Below are 22711 nucleotides of genomic sequence, written 5' to 3' on the forward strand. Positions count from 1 at the left end.
GCTTCCTGTCTCGCTTGCCGTTGCCTTTTTGTATTGCTACAAATTGGTCTTACACAGCATCTCTCGCCCTGTAGAGACGTAGCATGCTACGTCTCTACATCACCTCAAAGAGTGAACCCAGGCAGCAACCCGCCTTCCGCATGTCGTTATTCTTTGTTCGTACAACTACGTTAACGTCAGCAAACCCCTGCTTGTTCTGCTACCCAGATAAATCCGACGTTACTTAACCAACTCTGGTCCTAGAAGTTTTTCCAGAATCTGACGCGAAAGCGAATCCACTTCTTGTTCTAAGGATGCCATCGCTTCATTTTTTTGTTGGTCAATCTCTTTTTGGGCTTGCTCTCGTTGTGCCTGGGCTTCCGCTTGCGCTTGAGCCATTTTATCGGCAGCTATTTTCTGAGCATCAGCTTGAGCGGCGGCAATCGTTGCTTGTGACTTGCGACGAGTTTCTGCTAGTTCTTGCTCATACTGTTTAGCCAGATTCTGAGCTTTGTCTAACCGTTCCCGTGCCTCTAAGCGGTTCTTGCGGATATAATCATCCCGTCCATCAATGGCTTGGCTAAGCGGCTTATAAAAAACCGCATTTAATACCGCCACCAAAATTAAAAATTGCAATGCCATCAAAGGTAGGGTGGCATCAAAATCAAATAACCCCCCTTCTTTAGCTGCCTTTTCTGCTGTTTCAACAGCGAGTAAAATTGTCCAATGTATCATGATGTTTTGGTAATCCCACAGCGCACAAAATCCTTAGCTTTTTCGTTGGGATGGGATAGCGTTGTCGATTTCAATAGCCGCTACCTTAAAACTTATTCAAAGTTAACTAAATCTAGTCAACCTTGATGTTCACTTCCTGCTCCCGGGTGGCAGCTCTCCCCCAGTACTGTCTTGGTTACCAAGCGCTTGGTTACCAAGTCTCTACGGCGGCTTATTGGATTGAAGAAAAAATCTTCTATATGTGTGATGCCTTCATCTCAACAGCATTCAGACCTCAGTCATTGGGGTCTGAATGCTCTTGTGGCATAAAGGGTTACGAGAAGGGGTTAGCGAATAATAAGACGAGAGCAACCACCAAACCGTAAATCGTCAGCGCTTCCATGAATGCCAAACTCAGTAGTAAGGTACCCCGAATTTTACCTTCAGCTTCAGGCTGACGGGCAATCCCTTCTACTGCTTGTCCCGCCGCATTTCCTTGACCAATTCCAGGACCAATTGCTGCTAAACCAACAGCTAAAGCAGCAGCAATAACAGATGCAGCAGAAATTAATGGGTCCATGATATTTTTCCTCGCTTTTGACTAAATAACAAACGAACGTGAAACGCTTACCCTACACTAATCCGCTAGACACAGCAGAATTCTTTGATTGCTCGCTCCAGGAAGCAGCAAATCTTCATCACCAGCCTAAAATCGCTAGTGATGGTCTTCCATCGCCTCCCCGATATAAGCCGCTGCTAGGGTAGCAAAGATCAGCGCCTGAATCGCACTGGTAAATAAACCCAATGCCATCACCGGGAGAGGTACGAACAGGGGAACCAACAGCACCAATACTGCCACCACCAGTTCATCTGCCAAAATGTTGCCAAACAGACGGAAACTGAGGGAGAGAGGTTTGGTAAAATCTTCCAGAACCTTAAACGGCAGCAGAATGGGAGTTGGTTGGGCATAACCAGCAAAATACCCCAGACCCTTCTTGCTCAGACCCGCGTAAAAATACGCTAAGGAGGTCAGCAGCGCAAAAGCCACTGTAGTATTAATATCACTGGTTGGTGCAGCTAATTCACCTTCTGGCAGCTCAATGAGTTTCCAGGGAATAAGTGCCCCAGACCAATTTGCCACAAAAATGAACAAAAATAACGTCCCCACAAACGGCACCCAGGGACGGTACTCTTTCTCCCCGATCTGATTTTTGGCTAAATCTCGCAGAAATTCCAGGGCATACTCCATAAAATTTTGGAGACCACTGGGAACTCGCTGAATGTTGCTGGTAGCAGCAATTGAGGCAATAACCAGAATGGCAATCACGACCCAGGAGGTAATAAAAACCTGACCATGAACCTTCAAATTACCGATATGCCAGTACAGATGCTGACCAACTTCTAGTTCAGCAAGGGGGAAAGCATTATAGAACGCCAAACCATCTATCATTTCCATTCCGGAGATTTCCCCAGCTATCTTCTATCCTTTGGTTGAAACGACTACACAGAACGGATTGACAATTGCCCATCGAACAATTGCTGAGTCTGTTTCCTGCTTCATCCAGAGGAGTTTTCTCCTTTGTCCACAGGCGTTAAGTTCGGGTGTAGCCCACCCTACTGTTTGGATGCGTTGGCTGCCCTGACAATGGGAACTTACTTCGACGTAGGCAACAAGGTGCTTTGCAGCATATAAGCGATAAGCGCAGCTTTATACGTCAGAAATCCTAAAAATATGGGCAGAATGCGTAAGCTCTGCCATTGACTGGCAACGACTAATAGCCCAATCAATAAAGCCAACCGAGTCGAACTCGGACGCCTTTTTTGGACACCTAACCGCTCAACGTCTTTCGCCAACATTCTCAAGTAAACCACACCAACGCACGCCCCGATCAAATAATTCAAGGCGATGTTGAGTGAGTAAAAAATCCAGACAGAGACAAAAATCACCCCTGTCATTGCCAGAGTCACCGCCAACAACGCTTGTTTAAGTTGGTAGTACTCTTGCATTGAGGAACTTTCAGGGGAGGTCTGAGAACTCCCTGGCGGACTTTCCTCCGGTGTGGGCTTGGGTTGTACAGAGTTGTCTGACAAGTTCACAGGCAGCAGCAAACGCTAGTCCATCAAAATTGGCTGGATCGCATCTAGCCATAGGCGATCATACCACGCACCAGTAACATTACTTAAAGCATTTTTAATCGTTATTAGTCATTTGTCATTTGTCCTTCGTCATTCGTCCTTCGTAAAGTCGGGGCGGGCGCGAGTTACATCTGGGTGCAACCAAAAAGATAGTAGTGAAACCCGCCCCTACACAATCTTCCCCATCTTCCCCTGCTCCCCCTGCTCCCCCTGCTCCCCCTGCTTCCCCTGCTCCCTCTGCTCCCTCTGCTCCCCCTGCTCCCTCAGCTCCCCGTTCCCCTTTCCCTACAATAGATGTAGACCCTTCAGGATTCAAAACGTAATGCCAAAGCTCGCCTACCTAGACTGTCAGAGTGGAATTGCTGGTGATATGTGCTTAGGGGCACTCGTGGCAGCAGGAGTGCCGTTGGAGTATTTAAGTGAAAAGTTAAAAGGGCTAGGAATTGACCATGAATATCGGTTAGAGTCAGAACCAGTCCACCGTCAAGGTCAATTAGCCACTAAAGTCCATGTGAATTTGCTCACTCAAGCCCATCACCATGATCACGCTGAACCGTCAGACCATGAGCATAGCCGACACCTGGCAGATATTGAACACCTAATTACAACCGCCAGATTACCTTCACAAGTCGTCGATTGGAGTTTGGCAATTTTTCGCAACTTGGCAGAGGCAGAAGGGGCAGTTCACGGGATGACACCCGAAACCGTGCATTTCCATGAAGTGGGTGCGACAGATGCCTTAGTGGATATTGTCGGTACTTGTTTGGGGTTGGATTGGTTGGGCATTGACCGACTCTACTGTTCTCCTTTACCCACAGGAGGTGGTACAGTACAAGCTGCTCATGGTCGATTGCCTGTTCCTGTTCCTGCTGTTTTAAAATTGTGGGAATCTCGGCAAGTTCCTATTTATAGTAACGGCATTGATCGCGAATTAGTCACGCCCACTGGTGCAGCCATTGCTGTCACCCTTACCACCCAATTTGGACTCCCTCCAGCGATGATTCTTCACAAGATTGGTCATGGCGCGGGAACCAGTGAGTTAGCGATTCCGAATATCCTGCGACTCTGGATTGGGGAAGCGTCAGAGTTTGGCATTCAGTTTCAGGGAACAGATCCGGCTAATCTTATAATTGATGACCCTTGCCAAGAAACCGTTTGTGTGATAGAAACGCAAATCGATGACTTAAATCCTCAAGCCATTGGGTATGTCTTTGAGGTGCTATTTAATGCTGGGGCGTTGGATGTGTTTACCCAAGCCATTGGCATGAAAAAATCTCGTCCTGGGGTATTACTCACGGTAATTTGTCCACCGGAAAAATTAACCGTTTGTGAAGATATTTTATTTAGAGAAACCACAACCCTGGGTATTCGCCACTTTACCCAGCAACGCACGATTCTGCAACGGGTAATCGAGCGAGTCGAGACGAAGTATGGCACGGTGCGGGTAAAAGTTGCCAGTCGCGCTTCAGGAGTACAAAATGCCATCGCCAACGTCCAACCGGAATATGAAGACTGTGCCGCGATCGCACGAGACTATAATTTATCCTGGCGGGAGGTGCATCAACTAGCACTTGATGCTTGGTATCGTGTCAATAATCCACCATTGCCTTGATCAGCTAGCAAATATCAGAATCCAGAGGATAGAAGGTAGAAGGCTGAAGGTTGAATAGATGACTTGTAACAACCCTAGTTGCTCTACGCTGGTTTATTAGGATAACATTATGAAAATTGTTTCCATCAAAATCAAGAATTACCGCCTTTTTGAGTTGCTAGAAATTAAGGATATTCCAGGGTTTTGTGTCATGATCGGAGCCAATGGCACAGGCAAATCTACCCTGTTTGATATTTTTGGTTTTCTTCGGGATGCCCTCAAAAATAACATTCGCCAAGCCCTCCAAGTTAGAGGTGGGTTTAATGAAGTCATCACTAGAGGCAAAGAACAAGAAGACATCGAAATTGAATTGAAATTTCGCATGAAGATTGTGGAAACAGAACGCCTCGTAACTTATGTACTAATCGTTGGACAAGAAGAAAAACGTCCGGTAATCAAACGAGAAATATTACGCTACAAACGCGGCGAATACGGTTCCCCTTATCACTTCCTTGACTTTCAAAAAGGCAAAGGCTACGCCATCACCAACGAAGAAAACTTTGACCAAACCGAAGAACACCTAGAACGAGAAGAACAACAATTAGAATCCCCCGATATTCTAGCCATCAAAGGCTTAGGGCAATTCCAACGCTTTAAAGCTGCCAGTGCCTTCCGTTCCCTAATCGAAAATTGGCATGTATCCGACTTCCATATCAGCGATGCGAGAGGGAGTAAAGATGCTCTCTACGCCGAACACCTCTCCCCCACTGGAGACAACCTAGCCGTCGTCGCCCAATATATTTATCAAGAACATCCCAGGATCTTTGATAAAATTTTAGAAAAAATGCGCGATCGGGTTCCGGGTATTTCCCAAGTCGAAGCAAAAAACACCGAAGACGGTAGATTAATTCTGCGCTTTCAAGACCAAGCTTTCAAAGATCCCTTTATTGATCGCTACGTCTCCGACGGCACGATGAAAATGTTTGCCTACCTAATTTTACTTTTTGACCCCAAACCTCACCCTTTACTTTGTGTCGAAGAACCCGAAAACCAACTTTACCCTACCCTACTTCAAGAACTCGCCGAAGAATTTGCCAGCTATAGCGATCGCGGCGGTCAGGTTTTTATTTCTACCCATTCCCCTGACTTCCTGAATGCTGTTCCCCTAGACAGTATTTTTTGGCTGATCAAAGAACAAGGCATCACCAAAATATACAAAGCCAGCGATGACAAAACCATCAAAGCCTTAGTTGAAGCTGGAGACTTACCTGGCTATTTATGGAATCAAGGTTGGTTTAAAGGAGTTGCCCCCTGATGAGCTACAACATTATTTTTTTATTAGAAGAACCCTCCATAAATATGGTTTTAGAGAAGATATTACCTAAACTAATTCCTTTGGTTTCTCGGAGATTTAGCTGCAGTCGAAAAAGCCTATAACCTTAAACCTGATAGCCTCAGCCAAAAACAAACCCAAAATAAATATCGAGATCCCGATCGACTCAATTCTGCCAAAGAAGAACTCAGAAAATTATTACCAGCAGGATATTATCCTGGCACTCACTCTAAAGAAATCGCACCACACTTGTCCCTTACGGACAATAAATCGCGTAGCTTTCAAATTTTCTGTGAAGGAATCCAAAAAATTTTAGCGAGAGTCAGTTATGACCCAGAGTGAACAAGAGCTAGAGGAGCTTTCCTTACATTCGATATCGTATTGTGCTGTGTACTGTAGAATAGGGTAGGTTGAACTGATGCTGCTCAACCAGCAAATCTTTAATTTCTCCATACATGACATGATAACCATCGGCTTGCGACTCTGAGCTTGACCTGTTCAATGTACCATTTAGTGCATAGCTTTTCAGAAATGGTATAAATCCCTTAAACTGTAGTTAATTGTTGGGTTCGGAAAGAATTATGGCAGAGTATCAAAAGATCGAATATCGCATTGGCAAGGATGGCAAAATCACCGAAACCGTCATCGGTGCTACCGGATCAAGTTGTACCGAAACCACTAAAGGAATTGAAGCCGATCTCGGAGACGTAGAAACTCAACAATTGCTGCCAGAATATTATGAAGGTGACGAAACCCTAACCACGGATCAAACTACGACTTTACATCAACAGTAAAAGGAGAGGTAAGATGGCTCATGATCCTAACCTCTTGGGGCTTGGTTTACTGTTGTGGTTTGTCTTCACCACTTTACTCATTAGTCGCTTTGGTCCGAAAAAAAGACCCGAAAACTATTCTGCTTCAGTCTCAGTTACTGACTCCACTCAAATCAAGGAATTAGAGGCACAATGTCAGCGGCTACGGGATGAACTCGAAGCGCGATCGCAGCAACTATCCACAGATATCCAAGATACCACCTTTGAACAACTACGCCCCCTACTGACCAATTATCCCACCGCTTGCCGGATGATCGAAGCCCGCCCGGATTTACCAGCTAAAAATTTAGTCGCACTCTTTACTCCATTAGAAAATCTGATCCAGAATTGGGGATATGAACCCATTGGTCAACCTTGGGAACAGGTTCCCTTTAATTCCCAACTGCACCAACCTGATGTTGAAGATATCACAGAAGGAGAACTCGTTTATATTCGATTCGTCGGCTATCAAGATCATGATCGAATACTTTGTCCGGCTAAAGTGAGTCGCACCCTACCTAGGGGACTGTCACATTAGTGAGTGTGTAGGGGCGGGTTTAGGGACTTTGTTTCGCTGTTAATGATAACTTTTGTGCAAAACCCGCCCTGATTACCTTTTGAGTGCGATAACTATTTGACGAATGACTAATGACAAATGACAAATACAGTTGCAATTGACTTCGGTACGAGCAACACAGTCGTCAGTATACTCGAACCCGATACCAACAGTCCCAAAACTCTCAGGCTGGGTTCACTCTCTCGCCTGTTTAAAACGAACTCAAGTGAGCCAGATATCCCAGTCATTCCCACCCTAGTTTTTATCAAAGACAATAATCAAATCGTACTGGGAGAACAAGTTCGTTCCCAGCGCTTAGGACAATCTCAACCCGCTCGCTTTTTTAAAGGCTTTAAACGAGATTTAGCGGCTGATTTCCAACCGCCTCCGCGTCTCATTAATGGTGAATATTACACGGCTGAATCGGTTTCAGAACAATTTATTAAAACTATTTGGCAGCAATTAAAGGCGCAAAAAATTCAACCCTCTCAGCTTATTTTAACTGTACCCGTGGGCGCTTATGATCGGTATTTAGATTGGTTTCGCGAGGTGGCACGCCGCCTGGATGTGGAGCAAATTAAACTGGTGGATGAATCCACAGCAGCGGCGTTAGGCTATGCGGTACAACGTCCGAGTTCCTTGGTATTGGTGGTGGATTTTGGCGGTGGAACTCTGGATTTAAGTTTAGTCCGTACTGCACCACAATTGGATGCAGCCAAGCGCGATCGCGAAACGGTATTACGGGCAGAAGTGTTGGCGAAATCTGATGCATACATCGGCGGTGAAGATGTGGATAGTTGGATTGTCGAAGACTATCTGCATCAGCAAGGATGGTCAAGGGAAGCAATTGGTGAGGTGGGGTGGCAGAATTTATTAGAGTTAGCTGAACGGTTGAAGATTCGCTTATCTAGTAATCAGGAAGCCAAGGAAAGTTGGTTAGATGAGGAGACATTTAATTCATACAACTTGCAACTGAATCGGGATAGATTAGAAGAGATTCTGGAAAATCGCCAGTTTTTGGAAAAATTGCGGGAAGCGTTGGATGAAGTATTGACGATTGCTCTGGAAAAAGGAATTAGCAAGGGTGATATTGAACAGGTGTTATTAGTTGGGGGCAGTTGTTTAATTCCCGCCGTACAGCAGTTGATCCGGTCATATTTTGGCAAGACTAAGGTTAAATTAGATAAGCCCTTTGAAGCTGTGGCACATGGGGCGTTGGCGTTAAATCAAGTGGCGAGTGTGGATGATTATTTGCACCATAGTTACGCCATTCGCTTATGGGAACCTTATGCTAAAACTTATTCCTATTTCACATTATTTGAAAAAGGGATACAATATCCCTGTGAACGTGGGGAACCGTTAACCTTACAAGTCGCCATTGAAGGACAACGGGAAATTCGCTTAGATATTGGCGAAGTCGCAGAAATTGCACAAGCCGAGGTAACTTATGATAAGTTAGGACGGATGACCAGTAGTCAGTTATCGAAGCAAGCGGCGTATCGTTCTTTGGATAGCGATCGCGAACAGGTTTGTGTGGCACATTTAGATCCACCGGGACAAGTGGGAGTTGACCGGATTTCAGTTCAGTTTGAGGTAGATGAACGGCGGGTTTTGGTGGCGACAGTTAAGGATTTACAGACGGGGAAACTGTTAGTAGAAAAAGGCGCGATCGCGAAATTACAGTAGTGGCGTGGCACACCTAATTTGATGGATTATCCCCAGAAAACCCATACAATTAGCTAACTTTTCACGGGAAGTCTAGAAACTATTGTAGAGACGCGATGCAAGAAGCGTCTGGGCGGGCGCGAGTCACATCCCTTGTGCAACCGAAAAGATAGTAGTGAAAGTGAGCCCCTACAGACGTTATGATCGCCCTTTACTCAATCCCCTGTGTCAGAACATGTTTCTTTCAAGTTATGGGCTTTTCTTAACAGGATTCCAACCTTACAAAAATTAGTTGATACTCTTCACCCGATTGGGTGAACTGACTGGGGGAAGTCAGATGCTGCGAGATTACGCTACAAAAGGCTAAAGATATCAAACCGATGGATGACGCGATCGCGTCTTGTATTCAGAGGTTATTTTGGCGATATTTAGCCTAATCTGCGGAACTTTTCTTGCCGCAATGAGTCGATAGGCAGGTAGAGAATAAAAGCTGTTCAATGAGGAAGTTTAGCTTTCTCCATTGGCTTCTGTTCTCTAGGTAATGTGACATTTTTTTGACAAGATAAGCAAAATTTTAGTGGCGTGGCATATCTAATTTGATGGATGACGCTTACACCCGCAAACTTAGGATGAATGGCACTGAAATAAACAGTGTGAGATCACCAAAACCTTTGATATACCGTAGGGTGGGCATTGCCCACCAGCATACCAGGAGCGTGACATTCAACTTAGGATCGCAATACTTTGCGCCCGATTTAACCTCAAATTTTGGGCATAAATTTATGACCTTGATTTCTGGTTTAGCCAATTCTTAATCCTGTAAATTTGATTTTATACATTAGCACCCCTTTCCACAATGGCACCAATGAAAAAGCTAAAAAATAAAAACCTACAGCCATATTTTTATCCTTTACTAGGATTCTTATTCGTTTCTCTAGTGGGACTCAATGCTTGCGGAAAACCTGCCAATCAGAGTGAGTTTTCAACTTTAATATCCCAAACTGAAACTGAGTTATCCGAAACTGAGTTATCCGAAGCTGAGTTACCCGAAACTAAGTTATCTCAAGCTGAATCACCTGAACGCCGTCCCGATATAAATCAATCCCCAGACGCGGCTGAATCTCGCGTTCAACGCCAAGTTAAAGTCTTTTTTCCAGTCGCCAGATCTGAAGATTTCACTAACGTCAAACCCGTTTGGCGAACCACATCCAGTCCAGGGGTTGCCCAATTTGCGATCGCCCAACTTCTCGCAGGTCCCACCTCCTCAGAAAAACAGCAGGGACTCGCCGCCGTTCCCCCTCTGAGTGGAAATTCTAACTGCGGTCAAGATTTTACTGTTTCTATCAACGATGGCGTTGCTCAATTGCAATTTTGTAAAAGAATGATTCACGGTGGTATTGGTGATTCAGTGCGAACGAAAAGCGCAATTGAGGCAACTCTTAAGCAATTTTCGACGGTTAGCTATGTCAGAATTCTCGACCAAAATGGGAACTGTTTAGGTGATGAAAGTGGAGAGAATATTTGCCTGGGTAAAGGACCTAATCCTGAGAAGCTAACTCCTATGTCCCAAATTGCGATCAATGGCGTTGGACCCGTCATCCTAGGAATGACTGTTCGCGAAGCTTCCCAGGCTGCGGGTATTGATTTAGTCCCCTTAAGTTCCAATCCTAATCCTGTTTGTGCTAGTTATAAGCCTACTAAAACTCCAGAAGGACTGGGTGATACGACGTTTATGGTGAGAAATGGACGTATTGCCCGAATTGATATTGGAGATTCTCGCCCTAGAACTGTCAGTGGTGCAAGGGTTGGCGATACCGAAAACCAGGTTAAATCTCTTTATAAAGAACGGCTTCAGGTGAATCCCTTACCCTATTCCGAACAGGGTCATTTCCTAACATTTATCCCTCAAAGCCAAAAAGACCGAAATTTGCGCCTTAAGTTTGCCACGGATGGAACTAAGGTGACCAAGATTATTATCGGTCAACTTCCAGAAGTGGATTATCTCGAAGGCTGTCTAGATATTGTACCGGGTGGAACTTAATCAAAGAGACTGGGCGAGGAGGAAGTCACAGCTACACAAACCTAGTCCGCCTGCGCGGACTAGGTTAGGATCTCACTCTCGTTCCCAGGCTCTACCTGGGAATGCCTTTGGGGAGACTCCGCCTCCCATTCTCTTGGCAAACGTCAAGATTTGATTTATTGCCCTGTTGCGATCGCGCGTATCCAATCGACTACATCTGCGATCGGCTGGCTTGGTGTGAAGTATTTTAGGGGAATGTGATCAAAGGGTTGGTCAGTGATGATACAAATCGCCCCCTCAAACCTGCTCAAATCTGTGAGAAATGTATCACTGTAGGGGTACGGCAATGCCGTACCCTTACCAGGTGTAGGGTTGTCCGACGATGTGTAAAATACCAAAACGATGGTGCGATTGCTTTCTATTGTCAGCAAATCCCAATATACTTGCAAATCTTGCATGGTTTTGGGAGTACCATCGTCGCTTTTGCAGCAGCCTTGCTTGACCATTTCAACATAAATTTTGGCGGCGGGATTATTGGGGTCTATGAATTTGCGGGTATCGATGCAAATTAGGTGGATGGTTTGGTTTAGCTGAGGCTCGTTTGCGATCGCACTCTGAAGGCTCTCTTGTAAGTTCGCTTGATTGAGGCTTTGGCTGTTGAGAGTTGTTGTATTGCCTACTTCTTCTTGTGGATGCCAAGCTTTATAGAAGTCTGGGTAAGGCATATTTTGAGCGCAGTGCCAGATGAGTTTGTAGCATTCTGTATCTTCTATGTAGTCCTTCAGTCCTTCAACTACTACTGCCAGCAAATCGCTTGTAAAAACTTTCTTCAGACACTCAATGGCGTACTCAGCTATGGACTCATCTTTAGTGGTTTTCAGTAGTTTAATCACAGCTTTTGTAGCGTCTATGTTTCTAGATGCTGCCTTTCCTAGAACAAAAGCAACTTCCTGACAGATATGTTTATCCTGACTGGTATGTATAATCTCTAGTAGGAGAGTAACAGCCTCAGAACTTCTAGAAGCAATTTCGACGAGTCTGTTATTAACTAAAAGAATAATTGATCTACTCTGATGATCATTAAGAGTTTGCCGAAAGTCTTTTTTGAGCAACCCAACAAGACAGTGAATATCATTTGAACTTTTAATAAGTTTATCAAGTTTTATTATATCTACCTCGTTCTCAGTTAGCAAATCTTGGAGGCGTTTCCGATTCTCCTCCGCTAGCTTATCCTGTAGTTCGTTGGCTTCCGGATTGCCCTCTCCGAACCAATTATTAATAAATTGATGCACTTGCTCAGGGTAAGAAAAATCCAGCGTTCGGTAAATATCAAAAGTTTCCCACAAAGCCTCTTTTTCTACTTCCCACAGATTTAATCGACAGTTCAGTACCACTCTTACTGAGTCAGCCCAACCTTTTGCTAGCTGTTCCTTGATCCGCATCAGAGGAGACTTGATCGCCATTTCGTCTGCTCCATCCAACAGCAGCCACACTTGACCACTTTCAAGGAGTTCGGCAAAAAGATGCTGCCATTCGACAGGAACTTTGTCGGATTCTCCCGCTATATTTTTTAGCCATTCTTTTGAGAGATAGTGATACAACCAGCCCTCATCCTTCCTCTCCCATTCTTCGTAAACACTAGCCAGAGGAATCCATATCGGTAATCCACGTCTTTTCTCTAATACCCAATAAGCAATCCTTTGCAACAGGGTAGTTTTCCCGCCACCGGGGTCGCCAACAATCGCCAGTCGTTTCCCTTGGCTCCTACTGTGCTTGTGTTTGAGAACTTGCTCTAAAAATGCCTCTCCATCATACTTTTGAACAACTTCATACTGATCATCTGGCTGATTGAACGGCGATGCTTCTGGAGGCGAAGCGTTCTCCCTAGGTCTGCGCTGTGCATCAGGTTTTCGCTCTATCAGTCCCAACGGCACATAGAGTTTCAGGAGCGGATTTTCTCCACTCGTCAGCGGATTATTAATAAATCGCTTTGGCGTTTCAGCTTCGAGGCGATTGTGGCATAAATCATGCCAGTAAACGTCGTTAGCAATTGGAATATCGAGTATAAAGCTACCATTTTGGCTAGAAAAATCCCTCAGCCGATTAAGACCTTCTTGTTCCGCTTGATCAAATGACTTAGAAAGACTCCCTTTAGTATAACCTGTACATTCAATCGCAATATAGGCTTCCTCATCTTCAACCAAATTACACAACTCAAGCAGATTTTCTTTGTTAGTCAGTAATCCCTCATTAAAAAGTTTCTTGCCCTCACGATCCGACGCTTTACACTCATGTAACCAGTGGGTGAGTGATACAGCAACCCAGGCATGGTTTCTAGTTACAACTAACAGAGGTATCAATTCATAACGCAGACAGATTCCACAAAACAGCACTGCTAGGTCAAGACAAGTTCCTTTATTAATGTCGATAATTTCGGCTGGTTCACGAATCTGTTGACTATCCTGTGATGAATCATATTCTTCTAGAGAATACTGTATTGCTCTCTTAGCCAAAGTATTATAAATAGCCTCGACCATGCGCCGACACCCATCGGGAGCATTTCTCAATTCGTTGAGAAATGGTAGCTCATTTTTAAAATAATTAAAGACTTCTGAGTGTTTCGATAAGTTGGCAAACGCAGATAAAACTCTATATTCAGTCTTTGTCCATTTCCACATAAACGAATCCTCATTTAATAGGTGTATTTAAACTTTAGATAAATCTCCTCCGTTCAAGGAGGAGTCCGGGAAAGCTACAACAGCCAAACTCTATGACATTCTACAACTCGTTTTATTATCAACTTACCTCATCCAATTACCGGGAACAAATCATACACCGGGTTGACTTTACGGATCGCCTTGCCTGTTCGCACTTCCACTTGGTAAAGTCCTGGCTCTAACTTAGGAACAGTGAGTGTCCAGTTTCCATTTTGCTGCTGGAATTTATAGTTCATACTCTCTGCAACAGAACCATATTCTTTAAGCGGTGTGATGATAGCTTTAAACCCTTTAGGGTCAATGTTTGCATCGGTCAGCCTAGCCATTAGTTCCACTGGTTCATCAGCCGTGTAAAAGTCATCGAGATTGCTGAGACTAATGGCTAGTTCTTTTTCATCATCGGTTTCAGGGTCTCGAATTGCACTCCAGCTTTCACCTTCTAGACTAGCAATAAACTCACACAGGTCATCGAGTGATTTTGGGGAACTTTGGAGAAAGCCATGTGTCTGGGACAAACGGTTCTGCGTAGGAGGTTTATCAAATTCAATGGGAACGGCTGAAAAGTGAGGCACAGTACCATCTCCATAGTTTTTACCGACTATTCCCTCAATTGCTGGTGGCAAGTTTGAGCTTAGAGTTAGTGTGCCATTGGATAAGTCAGCCGATTGAACAGTGTTTTGCTGAATACCAAAAAATGGCATTGTTTGGTAATTCTCTTGATAGGGCGTCTCTTTACTGTTGCTTTTTTGCTCCTCTTTAATCTTCCGATGAAATACCCAAGCATCTTCTGCTCGCTTTCTGTCTATACCTGGGATGTCAATTTCTGCTACTCGTTTCCAGTCACCATTGACATGAACCATCTCATAAATCGGCAATAGCTGATAGATAGAGGGACACGAGCTAATTACCTCTGATAAATCAAAGGTAACGCCAAACTTCTGAATTTTGCTGTTGACAAGCCATTGGAGAGCGCTAGGTGCGCCTCGGTGTGGTGTACCAAAGGTAATAAGAGCCTTGCAGTCTTGCCAACCGCCTAATACTTCCAGATAATAACGGGCAACTAAACCTCCCATACTGTGCGCTATCAAAATAACTTTCGCGTCAACTGCACCGTTACTTGAATCCCGCCACCGCTTCAACCGTTCACCAATAAACTTCTCTAACAAATGAGCAGACGCTCGATTATCGCGCCGCCAGTCATAGGGAAATTCAAAAAGGTTGGCTGTTTCGTGTTTACTAGCGGGAAGTACGTTGTCAAATTTCTCAGCAATTTTATCTAAGATCACCGAATAGCCACCCGACTTGAACTTGGGTATAATGACTTTTGGCATTAAACGAGTCGCTCTGATACCATCTCCTATGTCACCGCCCTTTAGATCATCCCCCGCCAGTTTTAGATGTCCAAGTGGCGAACTATCTCGCCAACTTTTTACAATAGTTAATAGTGCCTGAATATGGAGATCCCAAACAGGTTTACCATCTTTTTCCAGCACGCTACCCATGATTCCCGGTAACAGCACCACGATATCTTTCATCTTGGTTTTCGGCATTAGCACAGGCTCCTTAGTCAATTATTAGTTGGTTTTGTCTGCTCAAAACGACAATGGAAGTTGATAAAACTATCAGATAATTCCTCTATTGGAGTCGGCGGCGGCAAATGTATGAGTTTTGATCGCTACCTTGCTCATAAGGTAAGCAACGACAGTGAGGAGAGTGTAATTTATTGTGTCACTTTATTAAGCGATCGCATGATCGGCGCGTTTCCAGGGCAAAAAAGCCGTAGAACCATTTCAAGCTACAGCTTTACTGGACACATCCCTTAATTGTCACAGAAGCCTAATCCCAGCTATTGTCAGAACTAGGGATAATGGAGAGCGATCGCGCTTCGTTTACGTGGAATAGATTTTACGGGTTTTCTGGGCGCACAGGGCTTGCTATCCGAAAATGCAAATCTATTAAATTAGCTGTGTCACACCAGTAGGTTGGGTTGACGTAGAAAACCTAACAAAATATAGTGGCTTGACACAGCTCAAATTGTGGAATAGATTTTACCATTGAATCGGGCGCAAAGCTTTGCGCCCCTAAGGTTTCGGGGTGTAATTCTAATTCATCAAATAAGGTGTGCCACGCCACTAGTGGACTGACACAGCTAAAATGATGGAATAGATTTGACCATTGAATCGGGCGCACGCCATGCGCCCCTACAGTTTCCGGGCTCCCATTCTAATTCATCAAATAAGGTGTGCCACGCCACTAGGCTAAAGCCCTTAATCTAAATGGAACTGACGCAAGCTCAAGCTTACTTAAGCTTACTAGGTAATACCTTGAACCCGTTTTAACGGGTTTTAGCTTTCAGCCCGTAGACGCAAAGCGGCTTCTCTTCGAGTACTTTAGTTCAGGGCTTAATCAGTGCTTATCCAAGAATAGATTTGAGCCGAAAATACCCAATCTGGCAGGCTGAATAATCGCATTCATTCAAATAATCCAACGGATGCCATTCATTATGGCTAATCGATTCAAAATAGCTACCATCTTGCCGCGCAATCTCCGGCTCTATATCCGTTACATCGGCATAGTACATATAACACATTTCATTGGTTTGAGTCCCCCCAATATACTTCCCCAACGGCAGAACCTGAACCGAAAATCCCGCTTCTTCATGCACCTCTCTAACCGCCGCTTCCTCTGGCGATTCCCCTGCATCGATACCCCCAGTAATGGGACAAGGATAGAGTCGATGTTCTTGATTAATATCGGGAATATCGATACAAAGCGGCTGCTGTCTAATCAGAACCTCATATCCTCCGTTGTTACTCTGACTTTTTCTGATCAGAAATATCGCCACAGAATCTCGTCCCTTTCGTTCTAGGTAGTGGTAACCCCTAGCCGTTTCCTTAACCGTAATCCAATCGGTGCGAAAAATAATTTTCTCTTTACTCATCATAAGTTATACATCAATTATAGGGTTGTAATTATAGGAGCAATTGTAGGGGCGGGTTTAGCCACTCACTCTACTTGTTACCCATAAATAAACAACAAAACCAGCCCTACCCCACCAATCAATCCACGAAAAAACGCCCAAATAACCGCGCCCTGGAACATTGTTACAAAAAAAAGGACAGCGTATGCTAACGCTGCCCTAAACATTATTACAGACCTGACAATTAAATGATCGCAGCCATCTTCACGTCGTTTTCAGCTAAGAGTTCTTGCAGTTCCTCAGCATCTACGGTTTCTTTCTCAATCAGCATTGCAGATAATTTGTCCAGGATGTGTTTGTTATTCACCAAGACATCTTTAGCACGCTCATAGGCTTCATCCACCAACTTACGCACCTCTTCATCAATCGTTGCGGCGGTGGTGTCGGAGAAATCCCGATCTGAGGCAATGTCCCGTCCTAAGAACATATTGCCATTTTGCCGTCCTAGGGCGACAGGACCCAAGCGATCGCTCATCCCAAAGCGCATGATCATTTGCCGTGCGACGCGAGCAACTTGCTGTAAGTCGTTAGAAGCACCGGTGGTTACTTCTTCTTCACCGAAGATAATTTCCTCAGCGATTCGACCCCCCAAAGCTACCGCCATTTGATTTTGCAGGTAGGAACGGGAATACAACCCAGAATCCATGCGGTCTTCACTTGGGGTAAACCAGGTTAATCCACCTGCCCGACCGCGTGGGATAATACTAATTTTCTGCACTGGGTCATAATCAGGCATTAACGCACCGACCAAGGCGTGACCGGCTTCATGATACGCCACTAACCGCTTGCGCTTCTCGCTCATCACCCGGTCTTTCTTCTCAGGTCCTGCCAATACCCGGTCAATGGCGTCATTTACCTCATCCATGGAGATTTCGGTGAGGTTGCGCCGTGCGGCTAAAATTGCAGCTTCGTTAAGCAGGTTTGATAAATCGGCACCCGTGAAGCCGGGAGTCCGACGGGCAATTTTCTCTAAGTCTACATCCTTGGCTAAGGTCTTGCCGCGAGCATGAACGTTGAGGATTTCCAAACGTCCGGCGTAGTCGGGGCGATCCACGACAACCTGACGGTCAAAACGACCTGGGCGCAGTAATGCTGCATCGAGAACATCAGGACGGTTTGTGGCGGCAATAATAATAATACCCGTATTGCCTTCAAACCCATCCATCTCAGTCAATAACTGGTTCAGGGTTTGCTCCCGCTCATCGTTACCGCCGCCTAAGCCAGCACCCCGTTGACGACCTACGGCGTCAATTTCATCGATAAATACGATACAGGGAGCATTATTCTTGGCTTGCTCAAATAAGTCGCGGACACGAGAGGCACCCACACCTACGAACATTTCCACGAACTCAGAACCGGAAATGGAGAAGAAAGGTACGCCAGCTTCCCCAGCAACAGCACGAGCTAAAAGGGTTTTACCCGTTCCCGGAGGACCAACAAGCAGAACTCCTTTAGGAATTTTTGCACCAATGGCGGTGAAGCGATCCGCGTTTTTCAGGAAGTCAACCACTTCGTTGAGTTCCAGCTTGGCTTGTTCAATACCCGCGACATCGCCAAAGGTCACCTGGGTTTGCGGTTCCATCTGGACTCGGGCTTTGGATTTGCCGAAGTTCATCGCTTGAGAACCAGGACCATTTTGCGCCCGCCGCAGTAAGAAAAATAAACCGACCAGAAGCAGGATGGGGAAGAAGAGTCCACTGATGGTTCTGAACCAGAAACCATCATCACTCTGAGGTCGAACTTTAATATCTACGTTATTTTGGGTGAGAATACTGATTAGTTCTGGATCGTTAGGCAGGTTGACCAGGTACTGGGAACCGTCTTGAGAGGTTACCATTGCCTGAGTGCGGTCAGCACTGAGTTGAACGATCTCGACCTTCTTGCTGTTAACGTTATCAATGAACTGGTCGTATCTCCAGGTCTCCCGGGTTGGGGAGGATTGGTCGTCTAAAAATGCTGTTGCCATGGCGATGACTACTATCGCTAGTAGTGCATAAAGCCCCGCATTTCTCCATTTTTTATTCACTACTGATTTCCTCCTAAGACTTAGGATGTGATGTGATGACGTCGAATCGGCTGATTATATTAACTAATGTTAACGTCTATCAGAATATTTGGCGAAGTTGGTTTGGTCAAAAGCAGGGAATGAGCTAATTTTCTATTGATGTGGTATAATTAAAGGCTGTAATTATTTTTTAGACTCCGCAAATAAACGCTGCAACGGTGCTAAAACACCAGAAAGAGAGCGATACTCAAAGGGCTGATCTGCCGTGAGAACGGTGTGAATGGGGATAACTTCCATGACACTATTGGTATACGCGATCGCGTCGAACTCCTGTACCCGTTCCTGATTCCAGGGAAATTGCCTAATTTCTAATCCTTGCTGTTCGAGCCAATTAATAAGTTGCGATCGCGCCACTCCCGGTAATATCCCCACATCAATCGGCGGTGTCCACCAGCAGTCGTCTTTGGCGCCCCAAAGATTCCCCGTACTCGTTTCTAACCAATTCCCTTGATCATCTATTAATATAGCCTCCTGAGCGCCGAGTTGTTGTGCCTTTTGCAGTGCTAGCCATCCCCCCAGATAGTTCCCGGTTTTATAGGTAGGTAAGGAACGGCGCAAGTGTGGCGCTGCGGCTAACCAGGCGATGACACCATGGTGTTGGCGTTCGCTTAAATCGGCGGGTAGAGGACGCCCAGTAATCCATTCTCGCCCATCCGGGAAAATCACGATTCTCAGAACCTCAAATGAGGGGATTAATTGTTCTGCACCGTGGCGGATTCTCTCCCAGTCAGGGAATTGCCAACCAAAAACCTGCAAACTGTGACGTAAACGCGCACAATGGGCGTCCCAATTCGTTAAGGGGTGGGAGAGGGAGTGGTGGTAAACGCGCAGGGTGGTAAAGGTTGTCGCACCGTAAATCAAGCCCGGATCATTAATCGCGAGTTCGATGCGATCGCCGAGAATAAGTTTACCGTTATACCAATAACCGACTTGGGACATAAGAAAAAAGTTCGTAGCACGCTCCAATCAGACAATATTTTTCCCGATCAGGGCTGAACACAATGAATTAGCCCTGCTTAAAGGGGGTACTACAGGGGGGTGGATATAGCTTAACATCATGGATAATTAGTATCACCATAAAAGCCATCATCCTTTCCTTGCCCGTCTTATGATTCAAGTCAAAGAAAAACAACCCGATGGACCCAAAGCCCCCCCATGGTGGCAGAAGATTCAGTGGATTACTAATCCTCTGGATTACATGGATGCAGCAGGACAACGGTATGGTGATATTTTCAATGCCCCTGTTATTGGCAATCATTCCTGTCTATTATTTGTCAGTCATCCCCAAGCCCTACAACAGATTTTTACCAACGATACCAAACAATTTACAGCTCCTCCGAATAGACTTTTACAGCCAATTGTCGGAGATCATTCGATATTTGTGCTAGAAGGCGATCGCCATCGTCGGGAACGTAAACTTTTAATGCCACCGTTCCACGGAGAACGCATCCGAACTTACGGGACACTTATCTGTGATCTAACCGAAAAGGTAATGCAGCAGTTGCGTCCGGCTCAAACCTTTATTGCTCGTTCCTTGGTTCAGCAAATCTCCCTAGAGCTTATCTTAAATGCTGTTTTTGGTATTCATGATCCAGAGCGTTTTGGTCAACTGAATGCGCTAATTTCTACTCTGATGGATCAATTTAAATCTCCCTTCACATCAGGATTACTCTTTTTCCCAGCCCTACAGAAAGATTGGACGCCTTGGGGTTCCCTCCGTCGCTTACAGCAGCAAATTACTCAGCTAATCTATGCGGAAATTCGAGAGCGCCGTCAACAGAAAGACTCTTCTGGTTCAGACATTCTCACCCTGCTGTTATCGGCGCAGGATGAAGAAGGAAAACCAATGACCGATGAAGAATTGCATGATGAGTTGTTCACTCTATTACTAGCCGGTCACGAAACTACAGCCACCGCGATCGCATGGGCGCTGTATTGGGTTTATCGATCACCTGAAGTACAAAACAAGCTATTGCAAGAATTGGATTCTCTCGGTCAAGAAGCAGATCCTCTGGATATTGCTCGTCTACCTTATCTCACAGCCGTGTGCAATGAAACGCTGCGGATTTATCCTGTGGCTGTCTTAACTGTACCTAGAGCCGTGAAAGAACCCGTTGAACTGATGGGATATCAGCTACAACCTGGAACCCAAGTTTATGGCTGTATTTATCTCACCCATCATCGCCAGGATTTATATCCCCAATCTGATAAATTTAAACCAGAACGCTTTTTAGAACGCAAGTTTTCTCCCTATGAGTTTTTCCCCTTCGGTGGTGGAACACGGCGCTGTATTGGTGAAGCTTTGGCATTATTTGAGATGAAATTAGTCCTTGCCAAAATCGTCTCTCAGTATCAGCTAACTCTGGCACAACAGCAACCTGAGCGTCCTCAGCGACGGGGTGCCACCTTAGCGCCTAGCACAGGTGTAAGGTTAATTATGCAATCTAGGAGGTAGGGGAGTAGGGGGCTCCAGGTGCGAGGGGTAAAGTTATTTTTAGGGGCGGGTTTAGGGATGAAAATTGATTGTTTACCCTAACTGGATTGCGAAACTCGTCCTAATAATTTGTAGGGTGTTTTAAGAAAATGAATTATATTTTAACTGCCATAAAAGAGCGAAATAATGATTGGTTGATTGGTTGGGATAATAATCAATTCAATGAATTGAACCAGGAAATATTTAATCAATTTTATCCATTAGATCGAGTTGAAACAGTTCCTAAGATTATTCTGGCTGAATCTAACTCTTGCCGATTTCTTGCTGCATTTATCGCCGCTGTTGCTGCCGATTGTTCAGTATTTTTAGGCAATCCCAACTGGACACCACAGGAATGGCAGTACGTTTTAGCATTAGTCCAACCCGATTTAATTTGGGGAGATTTGTCAAGAGTCATTCCTCAAGAGTCATTCGTCAAAAATAACGGACAATGGATAATGGAGAAGGAAGCTACAATGGATTTCACTGAATTGGGCGTTTGTCGTCAGCGCTTTAGCGTTGATGGCACTAAAGTGCCTACTACGAACCCTAAAATAATGATTCCCACAGGAGGTTCCTCTGGTAAGATTCACTTTGCCATGCACACCTGGGATACCTTAATGGCGTCGGTGCGAGGGTTTCATCAGTATTTTGACCAGAAGCCTGTGAACTCATTCTGTGTCTTACCGGTGTATCATGTCAGTGGGTTGATGCAATTTCTGCGATCGCTAACCACGGGAGGACTATTTGCTAGTCTACCCTTTAAAGACGTGGTGGCAGGAAAAGGACGAGATATTGACCCAAGAGATTTTTTTATTTCCCTCGTTCCCACTCAGCTACAACGATTACTCCGGGTGAATGCGGCGAGTTGGTTATCCCAGTTTCCCACGGTTTTGTTAGGTGGTGCGCCAGCGTGGGAGTCTCTCTTAACTGAGGCGAGACAACAGGATATTCGTTTAGCGCCAACCTATGGAATGACGGAAACGGCGTCTCAAGTGGTTACCCTGAAACCGGATGCATTTCTGGCGGGGAATAATAGCTGCGGTCAAGTTCTCCCTCACGCTAAAGTTACCATTCGCAGTACAACTGGGGAAGTTTTGGGGACGAATCAAATAGGAATTGTCACGATTGAAGCAGAATCTTTGGCTTTGGGTTACTATTCCTCAGGAGATCAGGGAAAATTCCCCCATTACCAATCATCAATTGAGGAAGAAAAAGCATTATGTATGAATGCAACGCCTGATAAAATCTCAACGCTGCAATCTGATGATTTGGGATTTTTTGATGATCAGGGGCATTTAAATATTGTCGGACGGCACAGCCATAAAATTATTAGTGGGGGTGAAAATATATTCCCAATAGAAGTTGAAGCGGCTATTTTAGCTACCGAATTAGTGAGTGATGTTTGTGTGATTGGCGTACCAGATGAATATTGGGGGCAAGCGGTTACAGCGGTTTACGTCCCTCGTTTATCAGAGGTTTCTGTGGATGTTTTTAAAGCGGCGCTGGTTAATCGATTAAATCGGTTTAAGCAGCCTAAATATTGGGTTTCTATTGAAAAATTACCCCGTAATGAGCCAGGAAAAGTGAATTATGAATGTGTTAAAAAAATAGCTTTAGCAAAACTTACACAGTAGGGCTGTGTACTGAAGTTTAGACTACGGGAAATT

Annotated in this window: 19 protein-coding genes and 1 pseudogene; 10 read left to right on the forward strand and 10 right to left on the reverse strand. The window is 45.0% G+C overall.

Annotation, left to right across the window (positions count from 1 at the left end; translation table 11 throughout):
- The first annotated feature begins 83 nt into the window (after nucleotides 1–83).
- Nucleotides 84–227, forward strand: coding sequence for a hypothetical protein (locus tag RLO19_RS05550; protein ID WP_446354564.1), 144 nt, complete (start codon nucleotides 84–86; stop codon nucleotides 225–227).
- On the opposite strand, the gene RLO19_RS05555 is transcribed toward RLO19_RS05550, so the two are convergent.
- From RLO19_RS05555 to RLO19_RS05575, 5 genes are all read right to left on the reverse strand, one after another.
- On the reverse strand, nucleotides 220–714 hold the full coding sequence (locus RLO19_RS05555) for a F0F1 ATP synthase subunit B' (protein ID WP_446354566.1): 495 nt from the start codon (nucleotides 712–714) through the stop codon (nucleotides 220–222). The two genes, RLO19_RS05550 and RLO19_RS05555, sit on opposite strands and share 8 nt — an antisense overlap.
- Before the next feature lie 313 nt (nucleotides 715–1027).
- Nucleotides 1028–1273 (reverse strand): ATP synthase F0 subunit C, encoded by a 246-nt coding sequence (atpE, locus tag RLO19_RS05560; protein WP_006102085.1) that lies wholly within the window; start codon nucleotides 1271–1273, stop codon nucleotides 1028–1030.
- A 135-nt stretch (nucleotides 1274–1408) separates the two neighbouring features.
- Nucleotides 1409–2143: a F0F1 ATP synthase subunit A gene (gene atpB / locus RLO19_RS05565; RefSeq protein ID WP_446354607.1), complete on the reverse strand. Its 735-nt coding sequence runs from the start codon at nucleotides 2141–2143 to the stop codon at nucleotides 1409–1411.
- A 203-nt stretch (nucleotides 2144–2346) separates the two neighbouring features.
- Nucleotides 2347–2700 carry an ATP synthase subunit I gene (locus RLO19_RS05570; protein WP_446354568.1) on the reverse strand — a complete coding sequence of 118 codons (354 nt, stop codon included), beginning with the start codon at nucleotides 2698–2700 and terminating at the stop codon, nucleotides 2347–2349.
- Nucleotides 2701–2905: 205 nt separating this feature from the next.
- Nucleotides 2906–3145, reverse strand: a complete 240-nt coding sequence (locus tag RLO19_RS05575; RefSeq protein ID WP_446354570.1) for a hypothetical protein — start codon at nucleotides 3143–3145, stop codon at nucleotides 2906–2908.
- Between the two features lie 6 nt (nucleotides 3146–3151).
- Between RLO19_RS05575 and larC the strand changes: the two genes are divergently transcribed.
- The 7 genes and pseudogenes from larC (at nucleotide 3152) to RLO19_RS05610 (ending at nucleotide 10827) form a co-directional block, all read left to right on the forward strand.
- Nucleotides 3152–4441, forward strand: coding sequence for a nickel pincer cofactor biosynthesis protein LarC (gene larC, locus RLO19_RS05580; RefSeq protein WP_446354572.1), 1290 nt, complete (start codon nucleotides 3152–3154; stop codon nucleotides 4439–4441).
- A 109-nt stretch (nucleotides 4442–4550) separates the two neighbouring features.
- A complete protein-coding gene (locus RLO19_RS05585) occupies nucleotides 4551–5735 on the forward strand; it encodes an AAA family ATPase (protein WP_446354574.1) in 1185 nt (394 codons plus the stop codon).
- Between the two features lie 81 nt (nucleotides 5736–5816).
- Nucleotides 5817–6095: pseudogene (locus RLO19_RS05590) on the forward strand (DUF4276 family protein); the annotation flags it as partial.
- A gap of 239 nt (nucleotides 6096–6334) precedes the next feature.
- Nucleotides 6335–6547, forward strand: a complete 213-nt coding sequence (locus RLO19_RS05595) for a DUF2997 domain-containing protein (RefSeq protein ID WP_446354576.1) — start codon at nucleotides 6335–6337, stop codon at nucleotides 6545–6547.
- Nucleotides 6548–6560: 13 nt separating this feature from the next.
- The gene (locus RLO19_RS05600) at nucleotides 6561–7103 is read left to right on the forward strand and encodes a nucleotide exchange factor GrpE (protein ID WP_446354578.1); all 543 of its coding nucleotides are present in this window, start codon (nucleotides 6561–6563) and stop codon (nucleotides 7101–7103) included.
- 117 nt (nucleotides 7104–7220) lie between these two features.
- Nucleotides 7221–8807, forward strand: a complete 1587-nt coding sequence (locus RLO19_RS05605) for an Hsp70 family protein (protein WP_446354580.1) — start codon at nucleotides 7221–7223, stop codon at nucleotides 8805–8807.
- 835 nt (nucleotides 8808–9642) lie between these two features.
- Nucleotides 9643–10827 carry a hypothetical protein gene (locus RLO19_RS05610; protein WP_446354582.1) on the forward strand — a complete coding sequence of 395 codons (1185 nt, stop codon included), beginning with the start codon at nucleotides 9643–9645 and terminating at the stop codon, nucleotides 10825–10827.
- 155 nt (nucleotides 10828–10982) lie between these two features.
- Here RLO19_RS05610 and RLO19_RS05615 read toward each other — a convergent pair whose 3' ends face one another.
- From RLO19_RS05615 to RLO19_RS05635, 5 genes are all read right to left on the reverse strand, one after another.
- Nucleotides 10983–13484 (reverse strand): NACHT C-terminal alpha/beta 1 domain-containing protein, encoded by a 2502-nt coding sequence (locus tag RLO19_RS05615; RefSeq protein ID WP_446354584.1) that lies wholly within the window; start codon nucleotides 13482–13484, stop codon nucleotides 10983–10985.
- 128 nt (nucleotides 13485–13612) lie between these two features.
- Nucleotides 13613–15073 carry an esterase/lipase family protein gene (locus RLO19_RS05620; RefSeq protein WP_446354586.1) on the reverse strand — a complete coding sequence of 487 codons (1461 nt, stop codon included), beginning with the start codon at nucleotides 15071–15073 and terminating at the stop codon, nucleotides 13613–13615.
- A gap of 863 nt (nucleotides 15074–15936) precedes the next feature.
- On the reverse strand, nucleotides 15937–16467 hold the full coding sequence (locus RLO19_RS05625; protein WP_446354588.1) for an NUDIX hydrolase: 531 nt from the start codon (nucleotides 16465–16467) through the stop codon (nucleotides 15937–15939).
- A gap of 220 nt (nucleotides 16468–16687) precedes the next feature.
- Complete coding sequence (gene ftsH3, locus RLO19_RS05630) at nucleotides 16688–18529, reverse strand: ATP-dependent zinc metalloprotease FtsH3 (protein WP_446354590.1); 1842 nt, start codon at nucleotides 18527–18529, stop codon at nucleotides 16688–16690.
- Nucleotides 18530–18691: 162 nt separating this feature from the next.
- Nucleotides 18692–19507, reverse strand: coding sequence for an aminotransferase class IV (locus RLO19_RS05635; RefSeq protein ID WP_446354592.1), 816 nt, complete (start codon nucleotides 19505–19507; stop codon nucleotides 18692–18694).
- Between the two features lie 169 nt (nucleotides 19508–19676).
- On the opposite strand from RLO19_RS05635, the gene RLO19_RS05640 reads away from it, so the two are divergent.
- A complete protein-coding gene (locus RLO19_RS05640) occupies nucleotides 19677–21023 on the forward strand; it encodes a cytochrome P450 (RefSeq protein ID WP_446354594.1) in 1347 nt (448 codons plus the stop codon).
- A 128-nt stretch (nucleotides 21024–21151) separates the two neighbouring features.
- Complete coding sequence (locus tag RLO19_RS05645) at nucleotides 21152–22678, forward strand: 2-succinylbenzoate--CoA ligase (protein WP_446354596.1); 1527 nt, start codon at nucleotides 21152–21154, stop codon at nucleotides 22676–22678.
- Nucleotides 22679–22711: the final 33 nt, after the last annotated feature.

Origin of the sequence: Coleofasciculus sp. G2-EDA-02 (genome assembly GCF_040226375.1) — a bacterium.
Taxonomy (GTDB): Bacteria; Cyanobacteriota; Cyanobacteriia; order Cyanobacteriales; family Coleofasciculaceae; genus Coleofasciculus.

Excerpts from the sequence above, each read along its gene's own strand:
- RLO19_RS05550 (WP_446354564.1), top strand. The coding sequence starts at position 84 with ATGCTACGTCTCTACATCACCTCAAAGAGTGAACCCAGGCAGCAACCC.
- RLO19_RS05555 (WP_446354566.1), bottom strand. The coding sequence starts at position 714 with ATGATACATTGGACAATTTTACTCGCTGTTGAAACAGCAGAAAAGGCA.
- atpE (WP_006102085.1), bottom strand. The coding sequence starts at position 1,273 with ATGGACCCATTAATTTCTGCTGCATCTGTTATTGCTGCTGCTTTAGCT.
- atpB (WP_446354607.1), bottom strand. The coding sequence starts at position 2,143 with ATGATAGATGGTTTGGCGTTCTATAATGCTTTCCCCCTTGCTGAACTA.
- RLO19_RS05570 (WP_446354568.1), bottom strand. The coding sequence starts at position 2,700 with ATGCAAGAGTACTACCAACTTAAACAAGCGTTGTTGGCGGTGACTCTG.
- larC (WP_446354572.1), top strand. The coding sequence starts at position 3,152 with ATGCCAAAGCTCGCCTACCTAGACTGTCAGAGTGGAATTGCTGGTGAT.
- RLO19_RS05585 (WP_446354574.1), top strand. The coding sequence starts at position 4,551 with ATGAAAATTGTTTCCATCAAAATCAAGAATTACCGCCTTTTTGAGTTG.
- RLO19_RS05595 (WP_446354576.1), top strand. The coding sequence starts at position 6,335 with ATGGCAGAGTATCAAAAGATCGAATATCGCATTGGCAAGGATGGCAAA.
- RLO19_RS05600 (WP_446354578.1), top strand. The coding sequence starts at position 6,561 with ATGGCTCATGATCCTAACCTCTTGGGGCTTGGTTTACTGTTGTGGTTT.
- RLO19_RS05605 (WP_446354580.1), top strand. The coding sequence starts at position 7,221 with ATGACAAATACAGTTGCAATTGACTTCGGTACGAGCAACACAGTCGTC.
- RLO19_RS05610 (WP_446354582.1), top strand. The coding sequence starts at position 9,643 with ATGGCACCAATGAAAAAGCTAAAAAATAAAAACCTACAGCCATATTTT.
- RLO19_RS05615 (WP_446354584.1), bottom strand. The coding sequence starts at position 13,484 with ATGTGGAAATGGACAAAGACTGAATATAGAGTTTTATCTGCGTTTGCC.
- RLO19_RS05620 (WP_446354586.1), bottom strand. The coding sequence starts at position 15,073 with ATGCCGAAAACCAAGATGAAAGATATCGTGGTGCTGTTACCGGGAATC.
- RLO19_RS05625 (WP_446354588.1), bottom strand. The coding sequence starts at position 16,467 with ATGATGAGTAAAGAGAAAATTATTTTTCGCACCGATTGGATTACGGTT.
- RLO19_RS05635 (WP_446354592.1), bottom strand. The coding sequence starts at position 19,507 with ATGTCCCAAGTCGGTTATTGGTATAACGGTAAACTTATTCTCGGCGAT.
- RLO19_RS05640 (WP_446354594.1), top strand. The coding sequence starts at position 19,677 with ATGATTCAAGTCAAAGAAAAACAACCCGATGGACCCAAAGCCCCCCCA.
- RLO19_RS05645 (WP_446354596.1), top strand. The coding sequence starts at position 21,152 with ATGAATTATATTTTAACTGCCATAAAAGAGCGAAATAATGATTGGTTG.